This window comes from Pseudomonas sp. DWP3-1-2 (assembly GCF_049896285.1).
Classification (GTDB): Bacteria; Pseudomonadota; Gammaproteobacteria; order Pseudomonadales; family Pseudomonadaceae; genus Aquipseudomonas.
Map to the genome: position 1 here is coordinate 537,421 of NZ_JAFCTZ010000001.1, position 24,835 is coordinate 562,255.

Sequence of the window (24,835 nt, forward strand, 5' to 3'; positions counted from 1 at the left end):
GATTGAAACTTAATTGCAGTGTTTGTGGCTAAAAGTACCCTCGCCGGGATTTAATCGCGCTCACGCTTGTCGTAGGACTTTATTTAGGAGGATTGTATGAAATTGGGTGTCGTCATTTTGGCTCTCGCGATGACCGGCTGTGCCACCGTCGCAGACATCGAGCACACACCAGCCACGATGAACGTGATGTCTGGCAAAAATCCGAAGGAATATGCCGAATGCTTCGTCAACAAGATCGCCGGCAGCCGCAAGCCGCCGACCATCGAGCCGCATCACGATGGTCTACGCGTCATCGTCGCGCAGAAATTCAGTAAGGATCCGGCCGCTATTCTGGATATCGAAACGCGCTCCGGCGGCAGCTCGATCAAGGTCTATGAACGCTTGTCAAACCTGCCGATACGCCCTAAAGACGTTCAGCGCGCGGCCACAACCTGTATCTCTGGTTGATACGTTCAGGCTGCTGACTCGCAGCCTGCACGGTTCCCTTGAGCACATCGTTGCGCGGGGAAAGGTTTACTTGCACACCACCAACACGCTGCGGCTTTTGAAGTTGCCGACGTCTACGCCCAGTGTCTTGTCCGATTCTTTCGGCTGGGGCGTGCCGTCGGTGCCGACTATTTCATAGCCCGTGCCTGCACAGGAGGCGTCTGCTTTCTCATAGCAACTGGCCCACGACATGGCTTCGCCCGAGCAGTCGATGCTCAGGCCCTGCTTGCCGTTTTTCAGGTAGGTATTGGATGCAGTCGCACAGCCGGCAAGGCCCAGAACAGCAACAACGAACAAAAGTCTGATCATGTTTTTTTTGCGCTTCGTAATTAAGGCTGAAGAAAGGAAAATCCTGATATGCGGGTTTGACCTGCGGAAAGTGCCATCGTTCCGGCATCACTCTGCAGGCATTGCAATTAAGGCTTGGGGCTTGACCGGCGGCGGGCCGCCTTGGGTTGGTCCTGAAGGACCGCAGCGACCTCGACGGCTGCAGCTTCCGTGGCGAACGGGCCCGCAATGGCCTCGCCGTCCGTAGCGGTTACCCACCATTGGCCATCATTCAGCTTTTTGATCAGATAACCATTTACGCTTTTTACATCCGACATCGAAACTGCCTCGTTCCATAGGTGTTAAAGGGCCATGATAAAACGACTGTCATCGGGCTGTCGCCCTCGGGACATCGCCGGTGGATTGCTCTGTTCAAGCCAGGTACTGATGACCTGCCCGATGCGTCCGGTCTGGCCCTGCTTGATAGGCCAAGGCCATTGAGTCTGCGACACACAAAGCGATTGCCATGCAATATTCCTACGCAATCCAAAGTGGTCAGCTACGCTTGAATGAGTCGTTATGCAGCTGTGCAGAGGGCGAGGACGCCGTCGTGCTTATGCCCGAATGGAAGCCATTTCGCCAAGCGGATTTTGCCCGCGTCAGGGCTCTGATGCGCATGCCGGCGCTATCCGGTGGCCGCATTATCTATGATTGTGCGGAACTATCTGCTCAAGGATTCCTCTACCATGGCATCGGACGGCCAGTGGCGGGGCATTGTAAGGTGACCTCCGCCTGATTAGACTGCGCCGCAAACACCCAGCCTTTATCAAGGACTTTTATGATCAAAAAATGCTTGTTTCCAGCAGCCGGTTACGGCACTCGCTTTTTGCCAGCGACAAAGGCCATGCCCAAAGAAATGCTGCCGGTGGTCAACAAGCCACTGATCCAGTACGGCGTGGAAGAAGCACTTGATGCGGGTCTGAATGAAATCTCCATCGTTACCGGTCGTGGCAAGCGCGCGCTTGAAGACCACTTCGACATCAGTTACGAGCTGGAAAACCAGATCAAGGGCACCGACAAGGAAAAATACCTGGTCGGTATCCGTCGCCTGATCGACGAGTGCAGCTTTGCGTACACCCGTCAGACTGAAATGAAAGGTCTTGGGCACGCTATCCTCAGCGGTCGGCCGCTGATCGGCAATGAATCGTTCGCCGTGGTGCTGGCGGATGACTTGTGTGTAAACCTTGAGGGCGAAGGCGTATTGGCCCAGATGGTCAAGCTGCACAAGCATTATGGCTGCTCGATCATTGCAATCCAGGAAGTGGATCCCAGCGAAACCCAAAAATACGGTGTTATCGCCGGTGAAGAGATCAAGCCGGGCTTGTTCCGTGTGACTAACATGGTCGAAAAACCAAAGCCTGAAGATGCGCCATCCAACATGGCGATCATCGGTCGCTACATCCTGACGCCTGATATCTTCGAAAAAATCGAAGCCACCGAGCCGGGTAAAGGCGGCGAAATCCAGATCACTGACGCCCTGATGAAGCAGGCTGCCGAAGGCAACGTACTGGCGTACAAGTTCCAGGGCACCCGTTTTGACTGCGGCGGCGCGGAAGGCTACATCGAAGCAACTAACTTCTGCTTCGAGCATTTCTACAAGAAAGGCAGCTAACCGACTGAGTTTCTTTCAGAGTTGTTTGTAGGACAAAGCCACCTCAGGGTGGCTTTGTCGTTTCTGACTCAGCGCTAAGCGGTTATGCTATCGACCTGCTCAGGAGACTCTCATGGCTTACGATTTCGACCTCTTTGTAATTGGTGCCGGCTCCGGCGGCGTGCGCGCCGGACGGTTTGCCGCTGGTTTTGGTGCCCGGGTGGCCGTTGCCGAGAGCCGTTATCTAGGCGGTACTTGTGTGAATGTCGGCTGCGTGCCCAAGAAATTTCTGGTCTATGGCGCCCACTTCTCAGAAGACTTCGAGCAGGCCAAAAGCTTCGGCTGGACCAGTGGAGAGCCAGCGTTCGATTGGTCAACGCTTATCGCCAACAAAGATGCACAAATCAATCATCTGAACGGCATCTATCGCAACCTGCTCGTGAACAGCGGCGTAACGCTGCTTGAAGGGCACGCAAAACTGACCGGGCCTCATCAGGTGCAGGTCAACGGTCAGACGTACAGCGCCGAACATATCCTCATCGCTACCGGTGGCTGGCCGCATGTGCCGGAGTTCCCGGGTTCCGAGCACGCCATTACGTCCAACGAAGCCTTCTTTCTCAATGAACTGCCCAAACGCATTGTCGTGGTGGGTGGCGGATACATTGCGGTTGAATTTGCCTCGATTTTCCACGGGCTTGGCGCTGACACGACGCTGATGTACCGGGGCGAGATGTTTTTGCGGGGCTTTGATGGCAGCGTCCGCACGCACCTGCATGAAGAATTGACCAAGCGGGGCATGGACGTCCGCTTTAACGCGAATATCGAGCGTATCGAAAAGCTCAGCGATGGCAGCCTGCAGTTGCACCTGCAGGATGGCAGCACGCTCAATAGTGATGCGGTCTTCTATGCCACTGGCCGCCGCCCGATGCTCGACAACCTTGGTCTGGAAACCGTGAACGTCAAGCTCGACAAGGATGGCTATGTCGAGGTGGATGAGAACTACCAAAGCAGCGAGCCTTCCATTCTGGCAATAGGCGATGTGATTGGCCGCGTGCAGCTCACCCCTGTGGCGCTGGCCGAAGGCATGGCCGTTGCGCGGCGTCTTTTCCAGCCTGACCAATACCGGCCGGTGGATTACTCGCACATTCCGACCGCGGTATTCAGCCTGCCGAACATCGGTACCGTCGGCCTGACTGAGGAACAAGCCCGCAAGGCGGGTCATGAGGTGCAGATTTTCGAAAGCCGCTTCCGGCCAATGAAGCTCACGCTGACCGACAATCAGGAGCGCACCCTGATGAAACTGGTGGTGGACGCCAAAACAGACAAGGTTCTGGGTTGCCATATGGTCGGGCCAGACGCCGGGGAAATTGTCCAGGGCCTGGCAATCGCGTTGAAGGCCGGTGCAACAAAACGTATTTTCGATGACACCATTGGCGTGCACCCGACACTGGCTGAAGAGTTTGTAACGATGCGCGCAGCGGTTGCCCCCAAGCCGGCCTGATTCAGGCGAGCGCAAGAGCATGGCCCGAGATTCAGGATGAAGCTCGGGAATCCCCCGATATTTTCTGGAAGGACCCAGTCGTTGAGCAGACCTTACCCTTGGGCAGTGCTACCGCTGCATCCTGCTGAGCAAGACGAAGACACCATGCGCAAGATAGATGCTTTGCGTGAAAGCGAACGACAATTCCGCACCCTGGCTGACAACATGAGTCAGTTGGCCTGGACAGCCGATCCTGCCGGCAATGTGTATTGGTACAACGAGCGCTGGTACGAGTACACCGGCTCATCGCTTGAAGCCATGCAGGCTTTAGGCTGGCGGTCGGTGCATCATCCGGATCACGTAGAGCGCGTCACGGCACGTTCTTCCCATTGTTTCGCCACGGGATCGATCTGGGAAGATACGTTTCCTTTGCGCGGCAAAGACGGCACTTACAGTTGGTTTCTTTCCCGCGCATTGCCCATGCGCGACGAAGAAGGTCATATCACGCACTGGCTGGGGACTAACACTGACATCACGGCTCAGGTCAATGCCGAAGAAGCATTGCGCGAACTGAATGAAAGCCTCGAACTTCGGGTGGCTGAGCGGACCCGCGAGTTGGCATCCATCAATGAATTGCTGCAAAGAGAGATGGCTGAGCGTGAGCAGGCCGAAGAGGCGTTGCGCCATGCGCAAAAGATGGACGCCATTGGCCAACTGACTGGCGGCATTGCCCACGACTTCAACAACATGCTCACGGGCGTTCTGGGTGCGCTGGATCTCATTCAGCGTCGGGTGGCCGCAGGGCGTGTCGGGGAGATCGACCGTTATATCAACGTGGCCGTCACTTCGGCCAATCGCGCCGCCGCGCTGACTCACCGTCTCCTGGCGTTCGCGCGTCGCCAATCACTCAATAACCGCAACGTCGACGTCAACCGAATGGTGTCGTCCATGGAAGAGTTGTTGCGTCGCACCACGGGTGAAAGTATTGAGTTGTGCATCGATCTGGACGACGCGCTGTGGCAGACCCATACCGACGAGCATCAGTTGGAAAACGCGCTTCTGAACCTGGTCATCAACGCCAGGGATGCCATGCCTGGGGGCGGCAGACTGACAGTGCGCAGCCGAAACGTCCAGATTGACGCCCAGCAGGGCATGATATCCCCCGGCAACTACGTGCAACTGAGCATTGAAGACACCGGCTGCGGAATGTCGGCGGACGTGATCGGTCGCGCTTTCGATCCCTTTTTCACCACCAAACCTATCGGGCAGGGCACTGGCCTTGGGTTGTCCATGGTGTATGGCTTTATCAAGCAGGCCGGTGGTCACGTTCAGATCGACAGCGTCGAGGGCAGGGGAACGCGTATTGATCTCTATCTGCCATGTCCGTTGAAGGCTCAAGCGAAGGGCGTGATGGAAGCAGACCCCACCCAGGCGCCTCGAGCGATTGAGGGCGAGCGTGTGTTGGTCGTCGAAGATGACGATGCAGTCAGAATGCTGGTCATCGATGTACTGCGCGAACTGGGCTACTCAACCCTGGAAGCTAACGATGGGAAGGCCGCCTTGCCTCTTCTGCAAGGGGGCGAACGAATTGATCTGCTTGTCACGGACGTTGGCTTGCCCGGCATGAACGGACGTCAGCTTGCGGAAATCGCCCGTCAGTATCGGTCGGGGCTGCAAGTGCTGTTTATCACCGGTTATGCCCCTGACGCTCAGGTTCGCGGTGATTTTCTCGACTCGGGCATGGACCTGTTGGCCAAGCCCTTCAGCGCCGATGAGCTTGCGCAAATGGTCAGAAAAATGATCGAAGGACACTCGCCCGTTCAGGCTTGATCGGGCGGTAGGGGCGGGGCATCGTGCGTGTCCGGTTCCTTGCGCAGGTTCTCCAGTGCCAGCTCGGTCTTTATCAGGATCAACTCCAGAACCCGGCTTCGTTGCTCCCGTTCAGTCACGCGTTGCTTGAGGTCGCTCACCTCATCCTGACTGCTGCGCAAACGCTCATCCAGCAACGCCTGTCGGGTCTGTGACTGTTGCAGGCGTTCCATTGCCTCGTTGGCCTCAAGTTTCAGCTTGCTCAGTTGATCCTTGTGATTCTCCAGTTCGCGAGTGGCGCTGCGGCTTTCAGTCAGCAGACGTTCATTGGCGCGATTGAGTTGGGTGATTTCTTCCTGGCGCATCAGTGCGTTTTGCTGGGCCTGGCGCAATTCCATCTGTACTTGCTGTACCTGCCCTTCGTGACGGCGCTGCTCCTGATCGCGTTGCTCCTTCACCGAATTGCGGTAATGCTCAAGGGCATCTCGGGCATGAACGTGCTTTTCTTCCAAAGAGCGGATCTGCCCATCCTTGTCTTCCAGCCGCGTTGCCATGTCCTGATTGGCTTGTCGCAGGCGGGCATTCTCGGTTTGCTCACCCTGCAACTGCTCGCCGGTTGCCAGCAACCTCATGCTTTGCTGTTCCAGCTCCCCGGTTTGGTGGGTAAAGCGCCGGGTTAAATCAGCCAGCTCATTACGTGTCGCTATCAATTCGTCCTGCAAGGCGCTTTGGCGTGTATCGAAGGCAGTCTGCGCCTGAGCGATGTGTTCCTGTGCCTGTTCGTTGAGGCGCTGGGCGAGGCGAGCAACCAACTCAGTCAGCTCCTCACCGATGGTTTCCTGAGGCGCGCCACGGCGCATATCCGTTTCATCCAGCTCTTTCAGGTAGCGATGAATAGTGGTTTTTGAGCCGGTATTACCCATCTCGACTCGCACGGCATCAATGCTGGGATTCTCGCCCCGTGCCAGGAGCGCCAGACGTGCAGTCTGCACCGTTGACTTGTTTACGCCGCCGCGAGCCATATGATCTCCTACGATTTCGTACTGTGGTATGTATCCTGTAATTACATACTATAGAAGTCTTTATAGATTTGATAATTCGCGTAAATTCAGCACGTGATAATGGGGTATTATCCCGTGTCAGAAGCGCTGCTCACGTTTTTGGCACCAAAATCAGTACGCACACGGGAATTCAGGCATGACGGACGTCGATCGCTACATCGCAGCCGCAACCAGAGACAACACCCGACGGAGCTACCGGGCATCCATTGAACATTTCGAAGTGACGTGGGGCGGCTTTCTGCCCGCTACCAGCGACGCGGTCGCCCGGTATCTGGCCAGCTATGCAGGCTCGCTGTCGGTCAACACACTGAAATCCCGGCTTTCGGCGCTGGCCCAGTGGCACAACAGCCAGGGCTTCCCCGATCCGACCGGGGCACCGGTGGTGCGTAAAGTATTGAAGGGCATTCGTGCCCTGCATCCGGCTCAGGAGAAACAGGCCGAACCTCTGCAGTTGCAGCATCTGGAGCAAGTCGCACAGTGGTTGGAACACGAAGCCAGTCAGGCTGCGGCTGACGGTGATTATCCCCGCCTGTTACGCAGTCGGCGGGACAGCGCGCTGATTCTGCTGGGGTTCTGGCGGGGTTTTCGCAGCGACGAGCTGTGCCGCGTGCAGGTGGAGGATGTACAGGCCGTAGCAGGGTCCGGCATCACTCTGTACCTGGCCCGTAGCAAAAGCGACCGTGACAATCTGGGTAAGCGCTATCAGACCCCCGCGCTGCAGCGTCTTTGCCCGGTGCAGGCGTATGTCGAATGGATGAAGTGTTCTGCCCTGGTCCGAGGTCCGGTTTTTCGCGGCATTGATCGGTGGGGCAACCTCAGCGACAAGCCGCTGCACGCCAATAGCATCATCCCGTTGCTGCGTTTTGCCCTGGAGCGGGCAGGTGTTCCGGCGCAGTTGTATACCAGCCATTCCCTGCGTCGCGGTTTTGCAACCTGGGCCCATCACAATGGCTGGGACCTCAAGTCACTGATGAGCTACGTCGGCTGGAAGGACATGAAATCCGCCATGCGCTACCTCGAAGCCACGCCGTTCGCCAGCCGGGATGAAAAGCTCATGCAGATTTCGTCTATTAATGAAGATCTCTTATAGTGAAAAGCAATCAGGAGCATGAGGTTTGCCAATGAGACCCTGCCGATGATTGTGCGTAAGCTTCACTCCATCGAATTCAACCCATCAGGAGATTCACCGATGCCTATCATCAACAGCCAAGTAAAACCGTTCAAAGCCACTGCATTCCAGAACGGCGCGTTCGTCGAGGTTTCCGAAGCTGACTTTAAAGGCAAGTGGTCTGTCGTGTTCTTCTACCCAGCCGACTTCACCTTTGTATGCCCGACCGAACTGGAAGACCTGGCTGACAACTACGCCGAGTTCAAAAAACTGGGCGTCGAAATCTACGGTGTGTCCACTGACACTCACTTTGCCCACGCTGCATGGCACAACACTTCGCCAGCCATTGGCAAAATCCAGTACCCATTGATCGGCGACCCGACTCACCTGCTGTCGCGTAACTTCGACGTCCTGATCGAAGAAGCAGGTCTGGCTGACCGTGGCACCTTCGTGATCAACCCAGAAGGCCAGATCAAAATCGTTGAGCTGAACGACGGCGGTGTTGGCCGTGACGCTAACGAGCTGCTGCGCAAAGTGAAAGCCGCTCAGTACGTTGCTGCTCACCCAGGCGAAGTTTGCCCAGCCAAATGGAAAGAAGGCGAGGCGACTCTGGCTCCCTCCTTGGACCTGGTCGGCAAGATCTAAGTCAATGATAGAGCTGGGGGCCGTGAGCTCTTGAGCAAGTAAACCGCATCGCCCCCAAAAACGCCCGGGCGACCATCGCCTGGGCGTTGTTTTTTCTACCCTCTTAAAATGGAAATCGCCCGCATGTTGGACGCCAATCTTAAAGCCCAGTTGAAGTCGTACCTGGAACGGGTCACACAACCGATCGAGATCGTCGCGTCCCTTGATGACGGCGCGAAATCCCAGGAAATGCTGGCACTGCTCAACGACGTGATCAGCGTTTCGAAAAACATTTTCCTCAATGAAAGCGGTGACGATGCGCGTACTCCGTCGTTCTCGCTCAACAGCCCTGGCAAAGATATCAGCCTGCGTTTCGCCGGTATCCCCATGGGGCATGAATTCACTTCGCTGGTGCTGGCCCTGCTGCAGGTTGGCGGCTATCCGTCCAAAGCCAGTGCCGAAGCCATCGAACAGGCCCGCTCGCTGCAAGGTGAGTTCAGGTTCGAAACTTACTTCTCCCAGTCCTGCCAGAACTGCCCGGATGTCGTCCAGGCGTTGAACCTGCTGGCGGTGCTGAACCCCAACGTGCATCACGTTGCCATCGACGGCGCGCTGTTTCAGGACGAAGTGACTGATCGCCAGATCATGTCGGTGCCCAGCGTTTACTTGAATGGCGAACTGTTCGGCCAGGGCCGCATGGGGCTGGAAGAAATCCTGGCGAAGATCGACACCAGTGCCGGTGATCGCCAGGCAGCCAGACTGAACGCCAAAGAGGCGTTTGATGTGCTCGTCGTAGGCGGTGGGCCAGCGGGTTCGGCGGCGGCGGTTTATGCAGCGCGCAAGGGGATCCGTACCGGTGTGGCGGCGGAGCGTTTTGGTGGTCAGGTGCTGGACACCATGGCGATTGAAAACTTCATTTCGGTTCAACACACCGAAGGCCCGAAACTGGCGGTAGCCCTTGAAGAGCACGTCAAGCAATACGAAGTCGACATCATGAACCTGCAACGTGCCGACAAGCTGATTCCAGGCACAAATGGCGCGCTGCATGAAGTGAAGTTTGCTGGCGGCGCCAGCCTCAAGGCCAAGACCGTGATCCTGGCAACCGGTGCGCGCTGGAGGGAGATGAATGTCCCGGGCGAGCAGCAATATCGCAACAAGGGCGTAGCGTACTGCCCGCACTGCGATGGTCCGCTGTTCAAAGGCAAACGCGTCGCGGTGATTGGTGGCGGTAACTCTGGCGTAGAAGCTGCAATCGACCTGGCCGGTATCGTTGCCCATGTGACACTGCTTGAATTCGACGTGCAGCTGCGCGCTGATGCTGTCCTGCAGCGCAAATTGATGAGCCTGCCTAACGTCACCGTCATCACCAACGCCCAGACGTCGGAAGTCACCGGTGACGGGCAGAAGGTCAACGGTTTGCGCTACAAGAACCGCCTCAATGGCGAAGAAATTGCGGTGGAGCTGGAAGGTATCTTTGTTCAGATCGGCCTGTTGCCCAACAGCGACTGGCTCAAAGGCAGCATCGAGCTGTCGCCCCGAGGCGAAATTGTGGTCGATTCTCGCGGTGAAACGTCCATCCCGGGTATTTTCGCAGCAGGCGACGTCACGACCACGCCGTACAAACAGATCATCATTGCCTTGGGTGAAGGCGCCAAAGCGTCCCTGAGCGCCTTTGATCACTTGATTCGTACGTCCGCGCCAGCCTGATAATGGGCCAGCAAAAAGGGCCTCATGAGCAATCATGAGGCCCTTTTTTTGTTATGTGTTACAGCGGTGCGGGCTGGATGATCTCTACCCAGTAGCCATCCGGGTCTTTGATGAAGGCGAGACTGTTCATGCGGCCATCCGCCAGACGCTTCTGGAAATTCACGCCCAGGGTTTCGAAACGCTCGCAGGCGGCGTGGACGTCTGGCACGGAGATGCAGATATGCCCGAATCCACGGGGATCGGTGTTGCCGTTGTGATAAGCAAACGCCGGATCGTTTTCGGTGCCGTGGTTGTGGGTCAGTTCAAGGATGCCCGGGATCGACTTCATCCAGTGGGTGCGTGCCGCGTCATCGGCGGGAATCTGTGACTTGTCCACCAGCGCCAGGAAGTACAGGCTGAATTCGGCCTCGGGAAAGTCGCGCTTTTCGACCAGGCTGAAGCCCAGAACACGGGTGTAGAAATCGAGGGAAGCGGTGATGTCCTTGACGCGCAGCATCGTGTGATTGAACACGAATTGCTGGGTGGCAGCTTCCGGTTCTGCTGTCACGCCGGGAAACGAGTTGAGTAGTTGCAGGCTCATGGATAACTCCGGTTGAGTGTTCAAAATGCGTTAAATGGTACGGGGGTGTCGCTCGATTGCCAAACGTGCGAGCAATAAGGCGTCGTTGCTCTTGTTCATCGCAGCCTGGCGCGTCAGACTTTCCAGCTTACGCCTTGAGGAAAGCCCCATCATGTTCATCCGGTTAGCCCCCGTATCGATTGCGGGCCTTTGCCTGTTATTTGCTTCAGGCTTCATTCAGGCAGGTGATGCCATGATCAATTGGCCCGAAGGATGGCAGATTGAATCCCTGCCGGTTGAAGCCGATGTTGCCGGCAAGCCCGCTGCACCGTTAAGACAACGGGCCGTCAAGAATGATCAGGCGGGTAATCCAATGATGGTGATGGAGCTCACCCAGTCGCCCTTGGTGGCGGGGCACCAGGTTAACGTAGAGGGTGTCTTGCTGGAGATGCGCAAGTCGATTCAGGTGATGTTTGCCCGAAGTGGATTTCAAAGCGTCTGCACCCGGACACGCCAGGGCACCTTGAGCCAGATGCCTGCCCTGGAGACAACCTGTACCATCACCCAGAACGGAGTGCATGTGATGACCCAGACGCTGGTGGCGACGGCGAATAAAGAAATGGCCTGGTCGCTTTCCTATGCAGGCTCTGCTGCGGGTTATGCCGCGACGAAGGAAGAGGCTCAACGCATTCGGGATGGCTTGCGCCTTGGCGTGGGCCAAGGACAGACGCCTGAGTGAAAACGCAGGCAAAAAGAAGCCCGCCGAAGCGGGCATTGGGGCGCTAATCCTTTAGCAGCCTCTATCCTGAGATACGGGGTGTGAAAAATTCGTGAATCAATTGTTCGAATTTTACGATCATTCTCGGTAAAAAAATCAGAACATTCTGACGAATAAGAACGACAGAACGGGCAGCTTTATTTTTTTATATCCGAGGATCTGTGCCGCGACGAGCGCCGTTAAATAAGAGGCGCGCGAGTGAAGCGTCAGCCAAAGTTCAAGCGTAGTTAAACGTTATTGAACAAACTTGAACAATTCTGACCGATGTCTGCTGTATTCGATGCAATACTTTTAATCGCTCGATATCAATTGACACCAATAAAAAAGCCCTGCACCGCAGGGCTTTTTATATTCAATGGCCGGGCTCAGGCGCGCAGCCATGAATCAACGGTGTCGACACCGTATTGCTCTTTCCAGGATTTCAAACCGCGATGGTTTCCGCCTTTGGTCTCGATCAGTTCCCCGGTGTGCGGGTTCTGATAGACCTTGATCACGCGTGCCCGACGACGCTTTGGCCCCGTAGCCACAGGCAGTGAGGACGAGCCTTTAGGGTCGAGGATTGCGATGATGTCACGCAGGCTTTTGTCATAGCTGCTCATCAAGCCCTGGAGTTTCTGCTCGAATTCAATCTCCTTCTTTAGCCCGGCATCGTTCTTCAAGGATTCCAGCTGTGCAAGCTGCTCTTGAAGGGCTTTTTCTGCTGCTCGAAACTCGGCAAGTCTAGACAAATAACATACTCCGAAAGTGTATTGGCTGTAACCCGCCAACAAGGCATGCAGAGAACAGCTGTTGGCTGATTCGCTCGCGAGATGCGATACCCAGGGACCAGGTGCAGATGGGCTTGATAAAAAAATAAAGCTGGCCTTCAGTCCCGCCCTGAAGAGGAGGGTAGTTGCATCCGCTGCCAGTAAATGATGCACGTTTTTTTCGAGTTAGAAAACAGTCTATTGATAATTAAGTACTGAAACGAGGGATGAGCAGTTCCGCTTTTCCCTGTGCGTTGTGTTACTACGCGAAGCGAGACGTAAGTTATTTCCGATAGTAGCGATCGACAGAAAAAAAACAGCGCCTGTGGGCAGACCTGCGCAGCGCTATAAGCCTTGTTGCAACACCGGATCGTCCGGATTTTGCTGCTCCAGCTCCGCCAGCAGTACCTGCACCCTTTGCAATTGACCGTTTTCTTTCCAGTAGTTGATCAGCAGTACCCGTGCGCGCCGGTTTCCAGGCTGACGCTCGAGGATTTCCATTAATTGTTTCTGAGCCGCCTCGAGTTGGTTCAGGTCATGCAGCGCAACCGCCAAATCATAACGGTAGTCATTGTTCTCCGGTTCCAGCTCCAGAGCCTTGGCAAGCCCCAACAGTGCGTATTCCTGTTGGCCATGATTCAGCAGCCACATCCCGAGTGCGTGCTGCAAACGAGAAGACTGAGGATGTCGCTCCAACAATCGACCCAGTAGTTGCCGCGCTTTATCGGTCTGGCCTTGCTTGTCCATAAGGTGAATCTGCGCCAGAGCAGCGTCGAGGTTCTCCGGCTCAAGGGCCAGCGCCTGCCGAACCCAGTCCAGTGCCTCCGTAAAATGGTTGTCATGCATAGACAACTGAGCCAACAGCAGCTGATTGTCTACGCTGGGCGGCTCGATTTTCAGGGCCGTTTCATAGTCGTCAACGCTTTTTTCAAACGCTGCAAAATACAGCCCCAGATCATCGGGAGTCAGTCCGAGCATTGCTCGGGTGGCGCTGAACCGTACGCTGGGTTCGGGATCCTCCAGCAATGGGCCGAGCAACAGGCTGCGTTGGCCCGGAGATACCAGCGCCGTTACGGCAGCGACCGCCGCCTGGCGAACCAGAGGAGAATCGTTGCGCAGGTCCATACCGACCCGTTTCAGTGCCTGGGGGCTTGGGTAATTGCCGATCTCGGCCAGCAGGCTGGCGCGCCGGATATCTGAAAGATCGGTCCTGGCCAATTGCTGATACAGCACCCTTGCAGCGCCGGGTTTGCCGTTGTGCGCCTGTTCGAGGGCCTCAGCGTAGGTGTGATTGAGCGGGGCCGGCACAGGGGGGGAGGACGGGCTGCGCCAGGCAAAAAATCCCAGAATCAACAGAAGCAACAGCAGGGCAAGCGCGCCTTGTTTCAGTAAGCGACGTCGAGCAATTACTTGAGTGGAAGTTTCGGGTAAAGGCGATTTGGGCATACCGATATCCAATTCATGTCGGATTGCAGCTTCAGGGAGTGCTCGCTGGCTGTCAAACGTCAATGCCGGCAATTAACCGAAATGGAGGAGTGCAGCCATAAAAAAGCCCCGCGACTCAAAAATCGCGGGGCTGTTGCTTGGGCAGATGTCGCAAGCCGCCGGGTCGGGGCTACCGTTCAGCGGTCACGTCGCGGATCAGGCTTGAGGTTGCCAGCCGCCACCCATTGCCTTGTAAATCGCAACGATGCCACGGTACAGGTCGATTTCCGCCTGGGCCTGTGAATCCTCGGCGGCCAGGCGCTCGCGCTCGGCATCAAGCAAAACGAGGAAGTCCGTCGTGCCTTCCCGATACTGAACCGAGGCCAGATTCGCCGCTGCGCGACTTGCTTCGCTTTGACGAATGATCGCGAGCAGCCGTTGCTGGCGTTTATCGTAGTCACTGAAAGCATTTTCCGACTCTTCAAGGGCCATCAGGACCTGCTGCTCGTAGTTGGCCAGCGCGCCCTCTGCATCGGCGTCAGCACCGCGAATCCGTGCTCGCACACTGCCTAGGTCGAAAGCCGCCCACGTGATGCTGGGGCCCAGCGCCCAGGCTTTGGCCGCCGAAGAGCCGATCTGCGATCCGCGTCCGGCGGTGAATCCCAGGAAGCCGCTCAGGCTGACCCGAGGGAACAGGTCTGCCGTCTCCACCCCGATGCGGGCAGTGGAGGAGGCCAGTTGGCGTTCTGCCGCCCAGACATCGGGACGATGACGCAGCACTTGAGTGGGATCGCCGATGGACAACTGTTTGGCAATGGCGGGCAGTTTCGACGGGCTCAGGTCGACGCTGAGGGTTTCCGGTCGCTCGCCCAGTAATGTGGCAATGCGATTGCGCTGACGCGCCTGTTCGGCTTGCAACTGTGGCACCGAAGCCTCCACCGCCGCGAGCCGCGCATCAGCCCGTACCACGTCCAGCTCGTTACCCACGCCCGCATCGCGCAGTTGGGCGGTGACACCACGAGAGTCCTGTTGATTCTTGAGGTTGTCCCGTGCAATACGCTCTCGCAGTTGAGCCCCGCGCAACTGGCCGTAGGCATCGACCACTTCGGCGGTCAGCGTGACCTGCAAGTCATACAGATTGGCCTCGGCGGTTTGCTGATCGGCCTCGCTGGCCTCCAGTTGGCGCTGGATGCGTCCGAACAAGTCGATTTCCCAGGCCATGTCCAGCCCCAGGTCATAACGCTCGCTGTGCACCCGGCGTTCAGTAATACCCGGCTGTTGGCCCTTGCCCTGGTCACTGCTGACCCGACTGGTGATCACCGGCATGGCATCGTTGCTGACGTCGTCGCGGATCGCTCGGGCAGCTTTGAGTCGGGCAAAGGCGACCCGTAGTTCACGGTTGCCATTGAGTGATTGAGCCACCAGTTTGTTCAAGATCGGGTCGTCGAATTGCTGCCACCAGAGCGCATCCAGATGAGTGCGATCGTAGCTGCCCTGAGACGCTGCAGTGACTTTGGCAGGCGCTGTGTCAGGGGCTTTGTAGTCCGGCCCTACAGCGCACGCGGCCAGGGCCAGAACCAGCAGACTCGGTAAAAACAGTTTTACGCTCATGGATGCGTCTCCAACTGCAGAGCCTTGTCCGCTTTGCGGGCCTCTCTACGTTCAACGAAATTGCGGATCAGGACATAGAATACCGGTGTCAGCAGCAGGCCGAAGAAGGTCACACCCAGCATGCCGGAGAACACCGCGACGCCCATGGCATGGCGCATTTCGGCACCGGCCCCACTGGAGAACACCAGAGGCACAACACCCATGATGAACGCGAAGGACGTCATCAGAATCGGACGCAACCGCAAGCGACAGGCTTCCAGTACGGCGGCAAGTGGCGTCATGCCTTCGCTCTGTTTGTCCTTGGCAAATTCCACGATCAGAATCGCGTTCTTACAGGCAAGTCCCACCAGCACGATGAGCCCGATCTGAGTAAAAATGTTGTTGTCGCTGCCGGTCAGAATGACGCCGGTAATGGCAGACAACAGTGTCATTGGCACGATCAGGATCACTGCCAGCGGCAGGCTCCAGCTTTCGTATTGAGCGGCCAGTACCAGGAAGGCCAGTAGCACGCAAAGCGGGAACACCAGCAGCGCCGTATTACCGGACAGGATTTGCTGATAGGTAATCTCGGTCCACTCGTAGGTCATGCCGTTGGGCAGTTCAGCCTTGAGCAGTTTTTCCATGGCCGCCTGGGCTTGCCCGGAGCTGTAACCTGGAGCGGCTGCGCCGTTGATCTCTGCCGTGATGAACCCGTTGTAATGCATTACCCGATCAGGCCCTGCGGTATTGGTCACGTTGATGAAGGTGGCCAGCGGGACCATTTCGCCTCGATTGTTGCGTACCTTGAGCTGACCGATCTGATCGGCATCCTGGCGAAATTGTTGCTCGGCCTGAACGTTGACCTGATAGGTACGACCGAAGCGGTTGAAGTCGTTGGCATACAACGAACCCAGGTAAACCTGCAGGGTGTCGAAGATGTCGCTGATAGCAACCCCGTGAGTCTTGGCTTTCTCACGATCAATCGCCGCATCGACCTGTGGCACGTTGACGGTGTAGCTGGTGAACAATGCGGCCAACTCGGGAACGTTGTGGCTCTTGGCGATCACGTTCATGGTTTCTTTGTACAGCTCGTCGTAACCCAGGTTGCCCCGATCTTCGATCTGCAGGCGGAACCCGCCGATGGTGCCCAGACCTTGAACCGGTGGCGGCGGGAAGATCGCCATGTACGCATCCTGAATGGCGCCGTACTTGCCATTGAGCGCCCCGGCGATGGCACCGGCCGACTGGCTGATGTCCTTGCGCTGGTCGAAAGGCTTGAGGGTCACAAACACGATGCCGGCGTTCGGGCTGTTGGTGAACCCGTTGATGGACAGCCCCGGGAAGGCAATCGCACTTTCCACACCGTCCTGTTTCAGGGCGATCTCCGACATGCGCTTGATGACATCTTCCGTGCGGTCCAGGCTCGCGGCGTCGGGAAGTTGCGCGAAGGCGACCAGGTATTGTTTGTCCTGAGGCGGGACGAAGCCGGTCGGTGTGGTGGCGAAACCGAAGTAGGTCAGGACCATCAACCCTGCGTAGACAATCAGCGCGATACCACTGCCACGGATCACTCGCCCGACCACGCCTACATAACTGTCGCTGGCACGTTTGAATACACGGTTGAACGGGGTGAACAGCCACCCACCCAGGATTCGGTCAAGGAATCTGGAGAAGCGGTCCTTGGGGGCGTCGTGAGCTTTGAGCAACACGGCCGCCAGCGCTGGCGACAGGGTGAGCGAGTTGAACGCCGAAATGACGGTGGAAATCGCAATCGTCAACGCAAACTGCTTGTAGAACTGCCCCGTCAGCCCGGAAATAAAGGCGGCCGGAACGAACACCGCACACAGCACCAATGCGGTGGCGATGATCGGCCCGGTGACTTCACGCATGGCCCGTTTGGTCGCTTCGACCGGGTTGAGCCCGAGTTCGATATTACGCTCGACGTTTTCCACCACCACAATCGCATCGTCCACCACGATACCGATGGCGAGCACCAGTCCGAACAGGGACAGCGCGTTGAGTGAAAAGCCGAACAAGTGCATCACAGCGAAGGTGCCGATCAGCGACACTGGCACGGCCACCAGGGGAATGATCGATGCCCGCCAGGTTTGCAGGAACAGGATCACCACCAGAACCACGAGTATCAGGGCTTCAAACAGCGTATGCACGACCGCTTCGATAGAGCCCCGCACGAACACCGTCGGGTCATAGGCAATGGCGTAATCCATCCCTTGAGGGAAGCTTTTTTTCAGCTCGGCCATTGTGGCGCGCACGTCATTGGAAATGTCGATGGCGTTGGAGCCAGGGCGTTGGAAAATCGGAATTGCTACGGCGGGCTGGTTATCCAGCAGCGAACGCAAGGCGTATTGGTTGGAACCCAGCTCGATCCGCGCAACATCACGCAGACGAGTGATTTCGCCATCCGCGCCCGCGCGGATCACGATGTTCTCGAACTCCTCCTCACTGACCAGACGGCCCTGGGTATTGATCGACATCTGGAAGCTGGTCGCAGACGGCGAGGGCGGAGCACCTAACTGGCCGGCGGCTACCTGACGGTTTTGCTCGCGAATCGCATTGACTACGTCGGTTGCCGTGATATTGCGCGAAGCGGTTTTGTTCGGATCCAGCCAGACCCGCAGCGAGTAATCGCCCATGCCGAACAGCTGCACATCACCTACACCGCCAAGGCGGGCCAACTCATCCTTGATATTGAGGATGGCGTAGTTGGACAGATACAGCATGTCGTAGCGTTTGTCCGGCGAGGTCAGATGGACCACCATCGTCAAATCCGGTGACGCCTTGTCCACGGTGATACCGATACGCGTCACTTCCTCGGGAAGCTTGGGTTCGGTGCGGGTCACCCGGTTCTGCACCTGCACCTGGGCGTTATCCAGATCCGTGCCCAGTGCAAAGGTAATTGTCAGAGTGATCTTGCCGTCCGCCGTGGATTGCGAAGACATGTACAACATGTTCTCGACCCCGGTGATGGCCTGCTCCAATGGCGCGGCGACGGTTTCACCGATGACTTTAGGGTTGGCGCCCGGGAAGTTTGCGCGCACCACGACAGTAGGCGGCACGACTTCAGGGTATTCACTGATGGGCAGTTGGAATAGCGAGATACCACCGGCGATCAGGATCATCAGCGACAACACCGCCGCGAAGATCGGTCGCGAGATAAAAAATTGCGAGAAATTCATCTGATTAATCCCTTAACCGCGTGGCGTAGCAGTGCTGTCGGCTTTGACGGCCACTTTGGACGTCACTTGCGGCAGATTGCTGGCTTCCAGGGCCTGGCGTTGTTTGAGGAGGGCGGCGAGGGTTTCCGCGCTGGCCATCTGTGTCATTTGCGGCTCTACAGGCTGACCGGGGCGAACACGCTGCAGTCCCTTGACCACAATGGTGTCGTCTTTATTCAAGCCGCTACGCACGATGCGCAGGCCCTCGACTTTCGGCCCCAGTTCAACCGGGCGGTAGGCCGGCTTGTTGTCTTTGTCCATGACCAGCACGAACTTTTTGCCCAGATCAGTCCCCACGGCTTCGTCATTGATCAGCACGGCGGAGTAGGTGCCACTGCCCACCAGTTTGAGTCGCGCATACAAACCGGGGGTGAAGCTGCCATCCGAGTTATCGAAGACCGCTCGACCGCGAATGGTGCCGGTTTGAGGATCAACCTGATTGTCGACGAAGTTCATCTGCCCTTCGTGGGGATTGCCGCTTTCGTTCGACAGCCCCAGATAGACCGGCGTGGTCTGGCCACGCTGGCCCTTGCGGGCCAACTCGGTGTATTTGAGGAATACACGCTCGTCGGCATCGAAGTAGGCGTAGACCTTGTCGGTCGACACGACACTGGTCAGGGCCGTGACATCAGCCGTCACGATGTTGCCGGCCGTTATCTCGGCACGGCTGACGCGGCCGCTGATGGGCGAGGTGACACGGGTAAAGCTCAGGTTCAACCGGGCTAGATCAAGCTGTGCCTGGATCGCGGCTACACCGGCCCGCGCCTCCTGAGCACTGGTGGTTCGAGAGTCAGCCAGTTCGGCCGAGATCGCATTGTTGGTGCGCAAGTGTTCGCCACGCTCGGCTTCGCTGCTGGTGCGAGTGGCGGTGGCACGGGCTTGCTGAAGCTGAGCTTCCAGGCGGCGAACTTCGGACTGGAAAGGGCGCGGATCAATCTGAAACAGCTGGTCGCCTTTCTTGACCAGCGCACCGTCGGTGAATGTAACCGCATCGATCTGACCGGAAACCCTCGGGCGAATTTCAACGGTTTCCGGGGCCTCCAGCCGTCCGGTGAACTCATCCCATTCATTGACGGGTTGCTCCAGCACCTTGGCGACGCTCACTTGGGGGGCTGACGGTGCCATCGTCGCTTCTGGCGCGCGGCCGCAGGCACTGATTACCACCAGAGCCAGCGCGGCGAGGGGGTAACGCAGATGATTGAATGTCTGAGCCATAAGGAATCCGCCAATAAAGTTGAGATGGGCGGATTTTGTTGTGGAGGGTGTTATTGCACGAATCGAATGAAACAAAGGTCAATATCATTCGGAATGATATTGGCCTTCTTTAGAGCGTCACAATCAGAGGCCATCCGGATCACTGAAAGACATTCCAACCGGGCTCTGGATCAAGGGTTACGGCCGAAAACGGTTGAAGCCGCCCCCGGCCTGGCTGGACAAGACCGCGACGCAACATCAGGCATCTGCTTGATCAGATCAATGCTGTTAATCGTTTCTACCCGGAAAGTGCTACCCACAGGGAGACTGTCCAGAAATGCATTTAATTCCACTAAATTGTGGGTAAAGCCTATAAAACGCTAATAAAACACAATTATAGGGGATTAACTGCCTTGAGCCGGACGTTGGTTAACTCTATAATTTTGGGTGTTAAGTGGCGTTTAGCGGCAGAAGGCACGTTATGTTGGATTTGAGCTTCAGCAAACCGGAGGAGATCGTCAAGCGTCTCTGTGAGCGACTGCGCACGGAGCGACTGGCTCTGCAGATGACGCAAGCCGATGTGGCCGGTCGCGCCGGTATTGGGACCAATACCGTGTCCAACCTCGAAGCCGGGCGCAATGTCGGGCTGGAAAATATGATCCGTGTGGCCATGGTCCTGGGCCGGACCAAGGAGCTCGAAGGGTTGTTCCTGCCCAAGCTGGATAGCCTTGAAGACATTCGTCGATACGAAACCAGTGCTAATCGCCATCGGGCGAGGAGGAAGTCCGACAATGCTTGAGCAAGTGGACGTCTACTTCGATGGCTGGGGGGAACATTGGCTGTGGGGCTCGCTCGTGTCTACAACCGCCATCACCGGTCGCCCACAGGTTGTGTTTGAGTACAGCAACGAAGCGAAGCGTCGAGGTTTGGAGCTGTCGTCCTACACGCTTGCGCTGGAGGGCCCCCCGTTACGTCGAGGCTTTCCGTCACATCAGTTGGGCCTGCCTGGGCCTGTTTATGACTCGTTGCCCGATGGTTGGGGCATGCTGCTGATGGATCGATTGTTCAGACGACGCGGCCTCAACACAGTACGCATCGGACCTCTGGAACGGCTGGCCTATGTTGGCGACAGTGCCATGGGGGCAATGTCGTTCGAACCCGTGGCGCCCGAAATGCAAGGGCCTGACGCGCACATCCCCCTTGAACTGCTTGCCGTTGAGATTCAGGAAGTTCTCAGGGGGGAAGGTGGGGAATTCCTGCAGACATTGCTCCTGGTGGGGGGCTCGCCTCAAGGGGCCAGGCCGAAGGCGTTGGTCTATCGCGATCCTCAGACAGGAGCCTTTACCACCGCCGCCACACCGGGCTTTGAAGCCTGGATGATCAAGTTCCCGGCAAAAGGCGAACATCCTGAGGTGTGCGCTATCGAAATGGTCTATGCCGAGTGCCTGCGCATGTGCGGTATCCAGACTCCGGATACACAGCACTTTAGCCTGCCCAATGGGCTGGCAGCTTTCGCGAGTAAGCGCTTTGATCGTATCAACGGTCAGCGCGTGCCTATGCAGAGCCTTGCAGCCTTTACCGGGGCCGACTACACGTCACCGGGGGCCCTGGACTATGTCAACTTCTTGCGTGCGACACAGCTGTGCACCAACGATGTACGAGAGAAAGCTATTGCCTTCGAGCGGGCCGTCTTCAATGTCGCGTTCAATAACCGAGACGACCACCCCAAAAACTTCGCCTACGTCATGTCGCCGTCCGGTACATGGAAGCTGGCGCCAGCCTACGACGTCACTTTCTGCGAGGGGCCGGGGGGTTATCACCAGATGGACGTGATGGGCGAGGCCCTGGATATTGGCCGAGACGTGATGCTCAGACTTGCAGACGAAGCAGAAGTCTCGGTCGAGAATGCTGGCGGCATCATTGACAACATGTGCCGCGTCGCCAGCCAGTTTTTGGCCATCGCCGAAAACCTGTATCCAGGCGTGATCACCCAAGACACCCTGAATAACATCCAGGGCCGAATCGACGAGAACATCGAACGGCTGCGCTGACGTGGCTGCTCGGCTGGTTAATGATGCCCTTGACTTAGCTGACGACGTTACACTTCAACAGCCGAGAACGGTGGAAAAGCAGAGGATGTTTTTCCAGGACTCATGATTGAAGGTCAGGTGCATTAAAGACTGTCCGGATCCCCGAAAAACATTTTGACCAGGCTCTAGCACGGTAGTTATAGCGCGTGCAGTTGAAGGCTACCGACCGAACTTCTGGAGTCGTATATTCAAGCTGGAAGTGCGCCAACGGGCGGAGCTTCTGACGAAGGTTGAAGGTGCTCGGACCCAGGATTTGAGCCGATTCCAGGCGGAGCTGAAAGAGTGGGAAGCCGCTCACCCTGATGTGATGGTTCCCTAAGTGACGTTTCGAGTGAGTTTAGCTCTATCATGAGCTAGCGTTCATGCATGCGCTTTTCTGATCACTCGCTGGATACCGCCCCTATGAGAGACCTGCCGCCCACCGCGACCTTGCGCGCTTTTGAAGTTGCCACGCGACATCTGACTTTTACTTCCGCCGCACAGGAGCTGCATGTTACTCAAAGCGCGGTCAGTCACCAGCTTAAGCATCTTGAAGCGCTTTGGGGGCTGCAGTTATTTGAACGTGGCAAGGCGTTACGCCTCACGGCAGCGGGGTCTTCGCTGGCGCCCATCGTGCGGGAATTTTTCATCAGCCTGGAGGCGACTTTGGGTGATCTGCGCGAGCAAAAAGGCAGGGTTCGACTCAGCGTCAGCACCACCTATTCCTTCGCCCTCAAATGGCTGCTGCCACGCTTGCCGCGTCTCTCTCGCCAGCACCCCGAGGTGTTGGTCTCGCTGGACACCACGGATAAAATAATCCACTTCTCTCACGGTCAAGCTGATGTTGCGATCAGGCTCGGCAAGGGCGATTACCCAGGCCTGCATTCGGAGTTCTTGTTTGGGGAGCAGGTATTTCCTGTGGCCAGCCCCGAACTGCTGCGGCGCGTTGGGATACCACAGAGCCCCGCCGAATTGTTGCATTTCCCGCTGCTGACGCGGGATGGCGCCGAGTTGGTGCCAAAGTGGGAGGTGTGGTTTCAAGCTGTCGGGCTCGCCTATTTGCCGCTCAAGGAGAGCGTCAGATTTGGCGATACCAACATGACGGTCGAGGCGGCCTTACTCGGTCAAGGCGTTGCGTTGGTGCGCAGCGGGCATGTCGAGAGCGAAATCAGCGATGGCCGTTTGGTTCGGCTGTTCGATGTGCCGCTTCCATCGCCGCTTGCTTACTACTTCGTGTGCCCCAAGGGCATCGAATCGCAGCCGCACATCGCCAGTTTTCGTCAATGGTTAGCCAGTGAGGCGCTGAAAGTACAACGAGTAGAACAGTGATCCATGAGCATTCATTCATGCTGCGATGAAGAGACTTCTCTTTAGTCCCGGCGCCGGATTGCCTAAAGTGGCGCATGCCTATTCATCTCATCCTCCTCGTGCTTTTTGCCGCGCTCCTGCATGCCAGCTGGAATGCGCTGCTGCGCAGCGGTGCCGATCGGCTGTGGTCCATGACGGTGATGTGCATTGCAATCGCCATCACCAGTGTCGTCGCCGCAGCGTTCATGGTGCCCCCCGCGATTGAAAGCTGGGGCTACGCGGTGCTTTCGGGGTTGCTGCATGTGGGCTACAACTTGTTTCTGGTGCGCAGTTACCGGGTCGGCGACTTGGGGCAGATCTATCCGATTTCACGCGGATCGTCGCCGGTGCTGATCACCCTGGGTGCCGCCGTTTTTGCCGGAGAAAGCATCACGTCTGGTGAGTTGCTCGGTATTGCGCTGGTGTCAGGCGGGATTATTTCGTTGGCCTTCAGAGGGCGCAGTCTGTCGGTTCCCAGCCTGCCCTATGCGCTGGGGACGGGCTGCTTTATCGCGGCCTACAGCGTGGTCGACGGCATCGGTGCCAGGCTTTCCGGTGCGCCGCTTGCCTACACCGTGTGGATGTGCGCCCTGTGGGGCGTGCTGATGCCAGTGGTCTATATCGGCCTACGCGACACCCGCAGCTTGCTCTCCGTCCGGCCCGGAACAGTGACCGTTTTGGTCGGCGGGCTGGTCTCCTTGCTCGCTTATGGAATGGTCATCTACGCCATGAACGAAGCGCCCCTGGGCGCGGTATCCGCATTGCGCGAAACCAGCGTGCTGTTTGCGGCGTTGATCGGCTATGTGTTCCTCGGCGAGACGCTCACCGCACGGCGGATATTGGCGTGCGTAGTGATCGCCAGCGGCACCCTCATCATCGGCTGATACAGCCAACGGCTCAGGAGCTATGTTAAATGGTCAACGTCTCGCAGGCACCGCTGATTCTAATCACGGGTGGAAGTCGTGGAGTGGGGGCAGCAACCGCCCGGCTGGCGGCCGCAAGAGGTTATGACGTCGCTATCAGCTACGTTGCCAACGAACCCGCGGCGCTGGCGGTGGCTGCGGATGTAGAAGCCTTGGGGCGCAGAGCGTTGGCGATGCGGGCCGACAGTGCGGACCCTCAACAGGTGGCCGATTTGTTCGCGGCCATCGACCGCGCGTTCGGACGCATCGACGTACTGGTCAATAACGCTGGGATGCTGGCGCCTCAGTCACGCCTGGAAGACCTCGGCTTCGAGCGGATGCAGCGCATCTTTGCGGTCAATGCCATTGGGCCAATACTCTGCGCCCAACAGGCGGTGAAGCGCATGTCTTACCGCCACAACGGACCGGGCGGCGTGGTGATCAATGTCTCTTCGGCATCGGCGCGCCTCGGCAGCCCGAATGAGTACGTCGACTATGCGGCGTCAAAGGGCGCGTTGGAGACTTTCACCATTGGATTTGCAAAGGAGGTGGCCCGGGAAGGGATACGCGTCAACTGTATTCGCCCCGGACATATCTATACCGAAATGCATGCCAGTGGCGGCGAGCCGGGGCGGGTCGATCGTGTCAAGGACTCGATCCCCATGGGGCGGGGCGGTCAGCCTGAAGAAGTGGCACGCGCGATTCTATGGCTGGCGAGCGCGGAGGCATCATTCGTTACCGGTACATTCCTCGACGTAACGGGCGGTAAATGAGTCAGAGGCATGGATCATCGACT

General features: G+C 57.3%; 21 protein-coding genes and 1 pseudogene. 13 read left to right on the forward strand and 9 right to left on the reverse strand.

Annotated features, from left to right (window positions below; genetic code table 11):
• The first annotated feature begins 96 nt into the window (after positions 1-96).
• On the forward strand, positions 97-447 hold the full coding sequence (locus ACP7B0_RS02580; RefSeq protein WP_426139359.1) for a hypothetical protein: 351 nt from the start codon (positions 97-99) through the stop codon (positions 445-447).
• 66 nt (positions 448-513) lie between these two features.
• Here ACP7B0_RS02580 and ACP7B0_RS02585 read toward each other — a convergent pair whose 3' ends face one another.
• Together ACP7B0_RS02585 and ACP7B0_RS02590 are read right to left on the reverse strand one after the other, a co-directional pair.
• Entirely contained in the window at positions 514-795 is a 282-nt protein-coding gene (locus ACP7B0_RS02585) for a hypothetical protein (RefSeq protein WP_426139360.1), read from the reverse strand.
• 107 nt (positions 796-902) lie between these two features.
• Positions 903-1,091 (reverse strand): hypothetical protein, encoded by a 189-nt coding sequence (locus tag ACP7B0_RS02590; RefSeq protein ID WP_426139361.1) that lies wholly within the window; start codon positions 1,089-1,091, stop codon positions 903-905.
• 500 nt (positions 1,092-1,591) lie between these two features.
• On the opposite strand from ACP7B0_RS02590, the gene galU reads away from it, so the two are divergent.
• The 3 genes and pseudogenes from galU to ACP7B0_RS02605 form a co-directional block, all read left to right on the forward strand.
• Entirely contained in the window at positions 1,592-2,425 is an 834-nt protein-coding gene (gene galU / locus ACP7B0_RS02595; protein WP_426139362.1) for a UTP--glucose-1-phosphate uridylyltransferase GalU, read from the forward strand.
• Positions 2,426-2,537: 112 nt separating this feature from the next.
• A complete protein-coding gene (gene gorA / locus ACP7B0_RS02600; protein ID WP_426139363.1) occupies positions 2,538-3,905 on the forward strand; it encodes a glutathione-disulfide reductase in 1,368 nt (455 codons plus the stop codon).
• A 135-nt stretch (positions 3,906-4,040) separates the two neighbouring features.
• Positions 4,041-5,714, forward strand: a pseudogene (locus ACP7B0_RS02605) (ATP-binding protein); the annotation flags it as partial.
• Here the strand turns inward: ACP7B0_RS02605 and ACP7B0_RS02610 are convergent.
• Entirely contained in the window at positions 5,705-6,715 is a 1,011-nt protein-coding gene (locus ACP7B0_RS02610) for a DNA-binding protein (protein ID WP_426139364.1), read from the reverse strand. The pseudogene ACP7B0_RS02605 and the gene ACP7B0_RS02610 sit on opposite strands and share 10 nt — an antisense overlap.
• A gap of 175 nt (positions 6,716-6,890) precedes the next feature.
• Here ACP7B0_RS02610 and ACP7B0_RS02615 point away from each other — a divergent pair, with 175 nt between their 5' ends.
• The 3 genes from ACP7B0_RS02615 to ahpF all read left to right on the forward strand — a co-directional run bounded on the left by ACP7B0_RS02615 (position 6,891) and on the right by ahpF (position 10,193).
• Positions 6,891-7,844: a site-specific integrase gene (locus ACP7B0_RS02615; protein WP_426139365.1), complete on the forward strand. Its 954-nt coding sequence runs from the start codon at positions 6,891-6,893 to the stop codon at positions 7,842-7,844.
• Positions 7,845-7,943: 99 nt separating this feature from the next.
• Entirely contained in the window at positions 7,944-8,507 is a 564-nt protein-coding gene (ahpC, locus tag ACP7B0_RS02620) for an alkyl hydroperoxide reductase subunit C (RefSeq protein WP_426139366.1), read from the forward strand.
• Between the two features lie 123 nt (positions 8,508-8,630).
• Positions 8,631-10,193, forward strand: coding sequence for an alkyl hydroperoxide reductase subunit F (gene ahpF / locus ACP7B0_RS02625; protein WP_426139367.1), 1,563 nt, complete (start codon positions 8,631-8,633; stop codon positions 10,191-10,193).
• Positions 10,194-10,251: 58 nt separating this feature from the next.
• Here ahpF and gloA read toward each other — a convergent pair whose 3' ends face one another.
• The gene (gene gloA / locus ACP7B0_RS02630; RefSeq protein WP_426139368.1) at positions 10,252-10,773 is read right to left on the reverse strand and encodes a lactoylglutathione lyase; all 522 of its coding nucleotides are present in this window, start codon (positions 10,771-10,773) and stop codon (positions 10,252-10,254) included.
• Positions 10,774-10,924: 151 nt separating this feature from the next.
• Between gloA and ACP7B0_RS02635 the strand changes: the two genes are divergently transcribed.
• Positions 10,925-11,491, forward strand: coding sequence for a DUF4946 domain-containing protein (locus ACP7B0_RS02635; protein WP_426139369.1), 567 nt, complete (start codon positions 10,925-10,927; stop codon positions 11,489-11,491).
• 404 nt (positions 11,492-11,895) lie between these two features.
• Here ACP7B0_RS02635 and ACP7B0_RS02640 read toward each other — a convergent pair whose 3' ends face one another.
• From ACP7B0_RS02640 to mexE, 5 genes are all read right to left on the reverse strand, one after another.
• A complete protein-coding gene (locus ACP7B0_RS02640) occupies positions 11,896-12,258 on the reverse strand; it encodes a histone-like nucleoid-structuring protein, MvaT/MvaU family (protein ID WP_426140044.1) in 363 nt (120 codons plus the stop codon).
• A 363-nt stretch (positions 12,259-12,621) separates the two neighbouring features.
• Positions 12,622-13,722, reverse strand: coding sequence for a tetratricopeptide repeat protein (locus ACP7B0_RS02645; protein WP_426139370.1), 1,101 nt, complete (start codon positions 13,720-13,722; stop codon positions 12,622-12,624).
• A 195-nt stretch (positions 13,723-13,917) separates the two neighbouring features.
• Positions 13,918-15,312, reverse strand: coding sequence for an efflux transporter outer membrane subunit (locus ACP7B0_RS02650; protein ID WP_426139371.1), 1,395 nt, complete (start codon positions 15,310-15,312; stop codon positions 13,918-13,920).
• A complete protein-coding gene (locus ACP7B0_RS02655) occupies positions 15,309-18,488 on the reverse strand; it encodes an efflux RND transporter permease subunit (protein WP_426139372.1) in 3,180 nt (1,059 codons plus the stop codon). Before ACP7B0_RS02655 ends, ACP7B0_RS02650 begins: the two co-directional genes overlap by 4 nt.
• Before the next feature lie 12 nt (positions 18,489-18,500).
• On the reverse strand, positions 18,501-19,742 hold the full coding sequence (gene mexE, locus ACP7B0_RS02660) for a multidrug efflux RND transporter periplasmic adaptor subunit MexE (protein WP_426139373.1): 1,242 nt from the start codon (positions 19,740-19,742) through the stop codon (positions 18,501-18,503).
• A gap of 460 nt (positions 19,743-20,202) precedes the next feature.
• Between mexE and ACP7B0_RS02665 the strand changes: the two genes are divergently transcribed.
• The 5 genes from ACP7B0_RS02665 (at position 20,203) to ACP7B0_RS02685 (ending at position 24,812) form a co-directional block, all read left to right on the forward strand.
• Complete coding sequence (locus tag ACP7B0_RS02665; RefSeq protein WP_426139374.1) at positions 20,203-20,520, forward strand: helix-turn-helix transcriptional regulator; 318 nt, start codon at positions 20,203-20,205, stop codon at positions 20,518-20,520.
• Complete coding sequence (locus ACP7B0_RS02670) at positions 20,513-21,772, forward strand: type II toxin-antitoxin system HipA family toxin (RefSeq protein WP_426139375.1); 1,260 nt, start codon at positions 20,513-20,515, stop codon at positions 21,770-21,772. Before ACP7B0_RS02665 ends, ACP7B0_RS02670 begins: the two co-directional genes overlap by 8 nt.
• 441 nt (positions 21,773-22,213) lie before the next feature.
• A complete protein-coding gene (gene gcvA, locus ACP7B0_RS02675; RefSeq protein ID WP_426139376.1) occupies positions 22,214-23,119 on the forward strand; it encodes a transcriptional regulator GcvA in 906 nt (301 codons plus the stop codon).
• Between the two features lie 74 nt (positions 23,120-23,193).
• A complete protein-coding gene (locus tag ACP7B0_RS02680) occupies positions 23,194-24,021 on the forward strand; it encodes an EamA family transporter (RefSeq protein WP_426139377.1) in 828 nt (275 codons plus the stop codon).
• Positions 24,022-24,050: 29 nt separating this feature from the next.
• A complete protein-coding gene (locus ACP7B0_RS02685) occupies positions 24,051-24,812 on the forward strand; it encodes an SDR family oxidoreductase (RefSeq protein WP_426139378.1) in 762 nt (253 codons plus the stop codon).
• Positions 24,813-24,835 lie beyond the last annotated feature (23 nt).

What these genes read in the sequence shown, in the direction of transcription:
- ACP7B0_RS02580 (WP_426139359.1), top strand. Translation starts at nt 97, where the DNA reads ATGAAATTGGGTGTCGTCATTTTGGCTCTCGCGATGACCGGCTGTGCC.
- ACP7B0_RS02585 (WP_426139360.1), bottom strand. Translation starts at nt 795, where the DNA reads ATGATCAGACTTTTGTTCGTTGTTGCTGTTCTGGGCCTTGCCGGCTGT.
- ACP7B0_RS02590 (WP_426139361.1), bottom strand. Translation starts at nt 1,091, where the DNA reads ATGTCGGATGTAAAAAGCGTAAATGGTTATCTGATCAAAAAGCTGAAT.
- galU (WP_426139362.1), top strand. Translation starts at nt 1,592, where the DNA reads ATGATCAAAAAATGCTTGTTTCCAGCAGCCGGTTACGGCACTCGCTTT.
- gorA (WP_426139363.1), top strand. Translation starts at nt 2,538, where the DNA reads ATGGCTTACGATTTCGACCTCTTTGTAATTGGTGCCGGCTCCGGCGGC.
- ACP7B0_RS02610 (WP_426139364.1), bottom strand. Translation starts at nt 6,715, where the DNA reads ATGGCTCGCGGCGGCGTAAACAAGTCAACGGTGCAGACTGCACGTCTG.
- ACP7B0_RS02615 (WP_426139365.1), top strand. Translation starts at nt 6,891, where the DNA reads ATGACGGACGTCGATCGCTACATCGCAGCCGCAACCAGAGACAACACC.
- ahpC (WP_426139366.1), top strand. Translation starts at nt 7,944, where the DNA reads ATGCCTATCATCAACAGCCAAGTAAAACCGTTCAAAGCCACTGCATTC.
- ahpF (WP_426139367.1), top strand. Translation starts at nt 8,631, where the DNA reads ATGTTGGACGCCAATCTTAAAGCCCAGTTGAAGTCGTACCTGGAACGG.
- gloA (WP_426139368.1), bottom strand. Translation starts at nt 10,773, where the DNA reads ATGAGCCTGCAACTACTCAACTCGTTTCCCGGCGTGACAGCAGAACCG.
- ACP7B0_RS02635 (WP_426139369.1), top strand. Translation starts at nt 10,925, where the DNA reads ATGTTCATCCGGTTAGCCCCCGTATCGATTGCGGGCCTTTGCCTGTTA.
- ACP7B0_RS02645 (WP_426139370.1), bottom strand. Translation starts at nt 13,722, where the DNA reads ATGCCCAAATCGCCTTTACCCGAAACTTCCACTCAAGTAATTGCTCGA.
- ACP7B0_RS02650 (WP_426139371.1), bottom strand. Translation starts at nt 15,312, where the DNA reads ATGAGCGTAAAACTGTTTTTACCGAGTCTGCTGGTTCTGGCCCTGGCC.
- ACP7B0_RS02655 (WP_426139372.1), bottom strand. Translation starts at nt 18,488, where the DNA reads ATGAATTTCTCGCAATTTTTTATCTCGCGACCGATCTTCGCGGCGGTG.
- mexE (WP_426139373.1), bottom strand. Translation starts at nt 19,742, where the DNA reads ATGGCTCAGACATTCAATCATCTGCGTTACCCCCTCGCCGCGCTGGCT.
- ACP7B0_RS02665 (WP_426139374.1), top strand. Translation starts at nt 20,203, where the DNA reads ATGTTGGATTTGAGCTTCAGCAAACCGGAGGAGATCGTCAAGCGTCTC.
- ACP7B0_RS02670 (WP_426139375.1), top strand. Translation starts at nt 20,513, where the DNA reads ATGCTTGAGCAAGTGGACGTCTACTTCGATGGCTGGGGGGAACATTGG.
- gcvA (WP_426139376.1), top strand. Translation starts at nt 22,214, where the DNA reads ATGAGAGACCTGCCGCCCACCGCGACCTTGCGCGCTTTTGAAGTTGCC.
- ACP7B0_RS02680 (WP_426139377.1), top strand. Translation starts at nt 23,194, where the DNA reads ATGCCTATTCATCTCATCCTCCTCGTGCTTTTTGCCGCGCTCCTGCAT.
- ACP7B0_RS02685 (WP_426139378.1), top strand. Translation starts at nt 24,051, where the DNA reads ATGGTCAACGTCTCGCAGGCACCGCTGATTCTAATCACGGGTGGAAGT.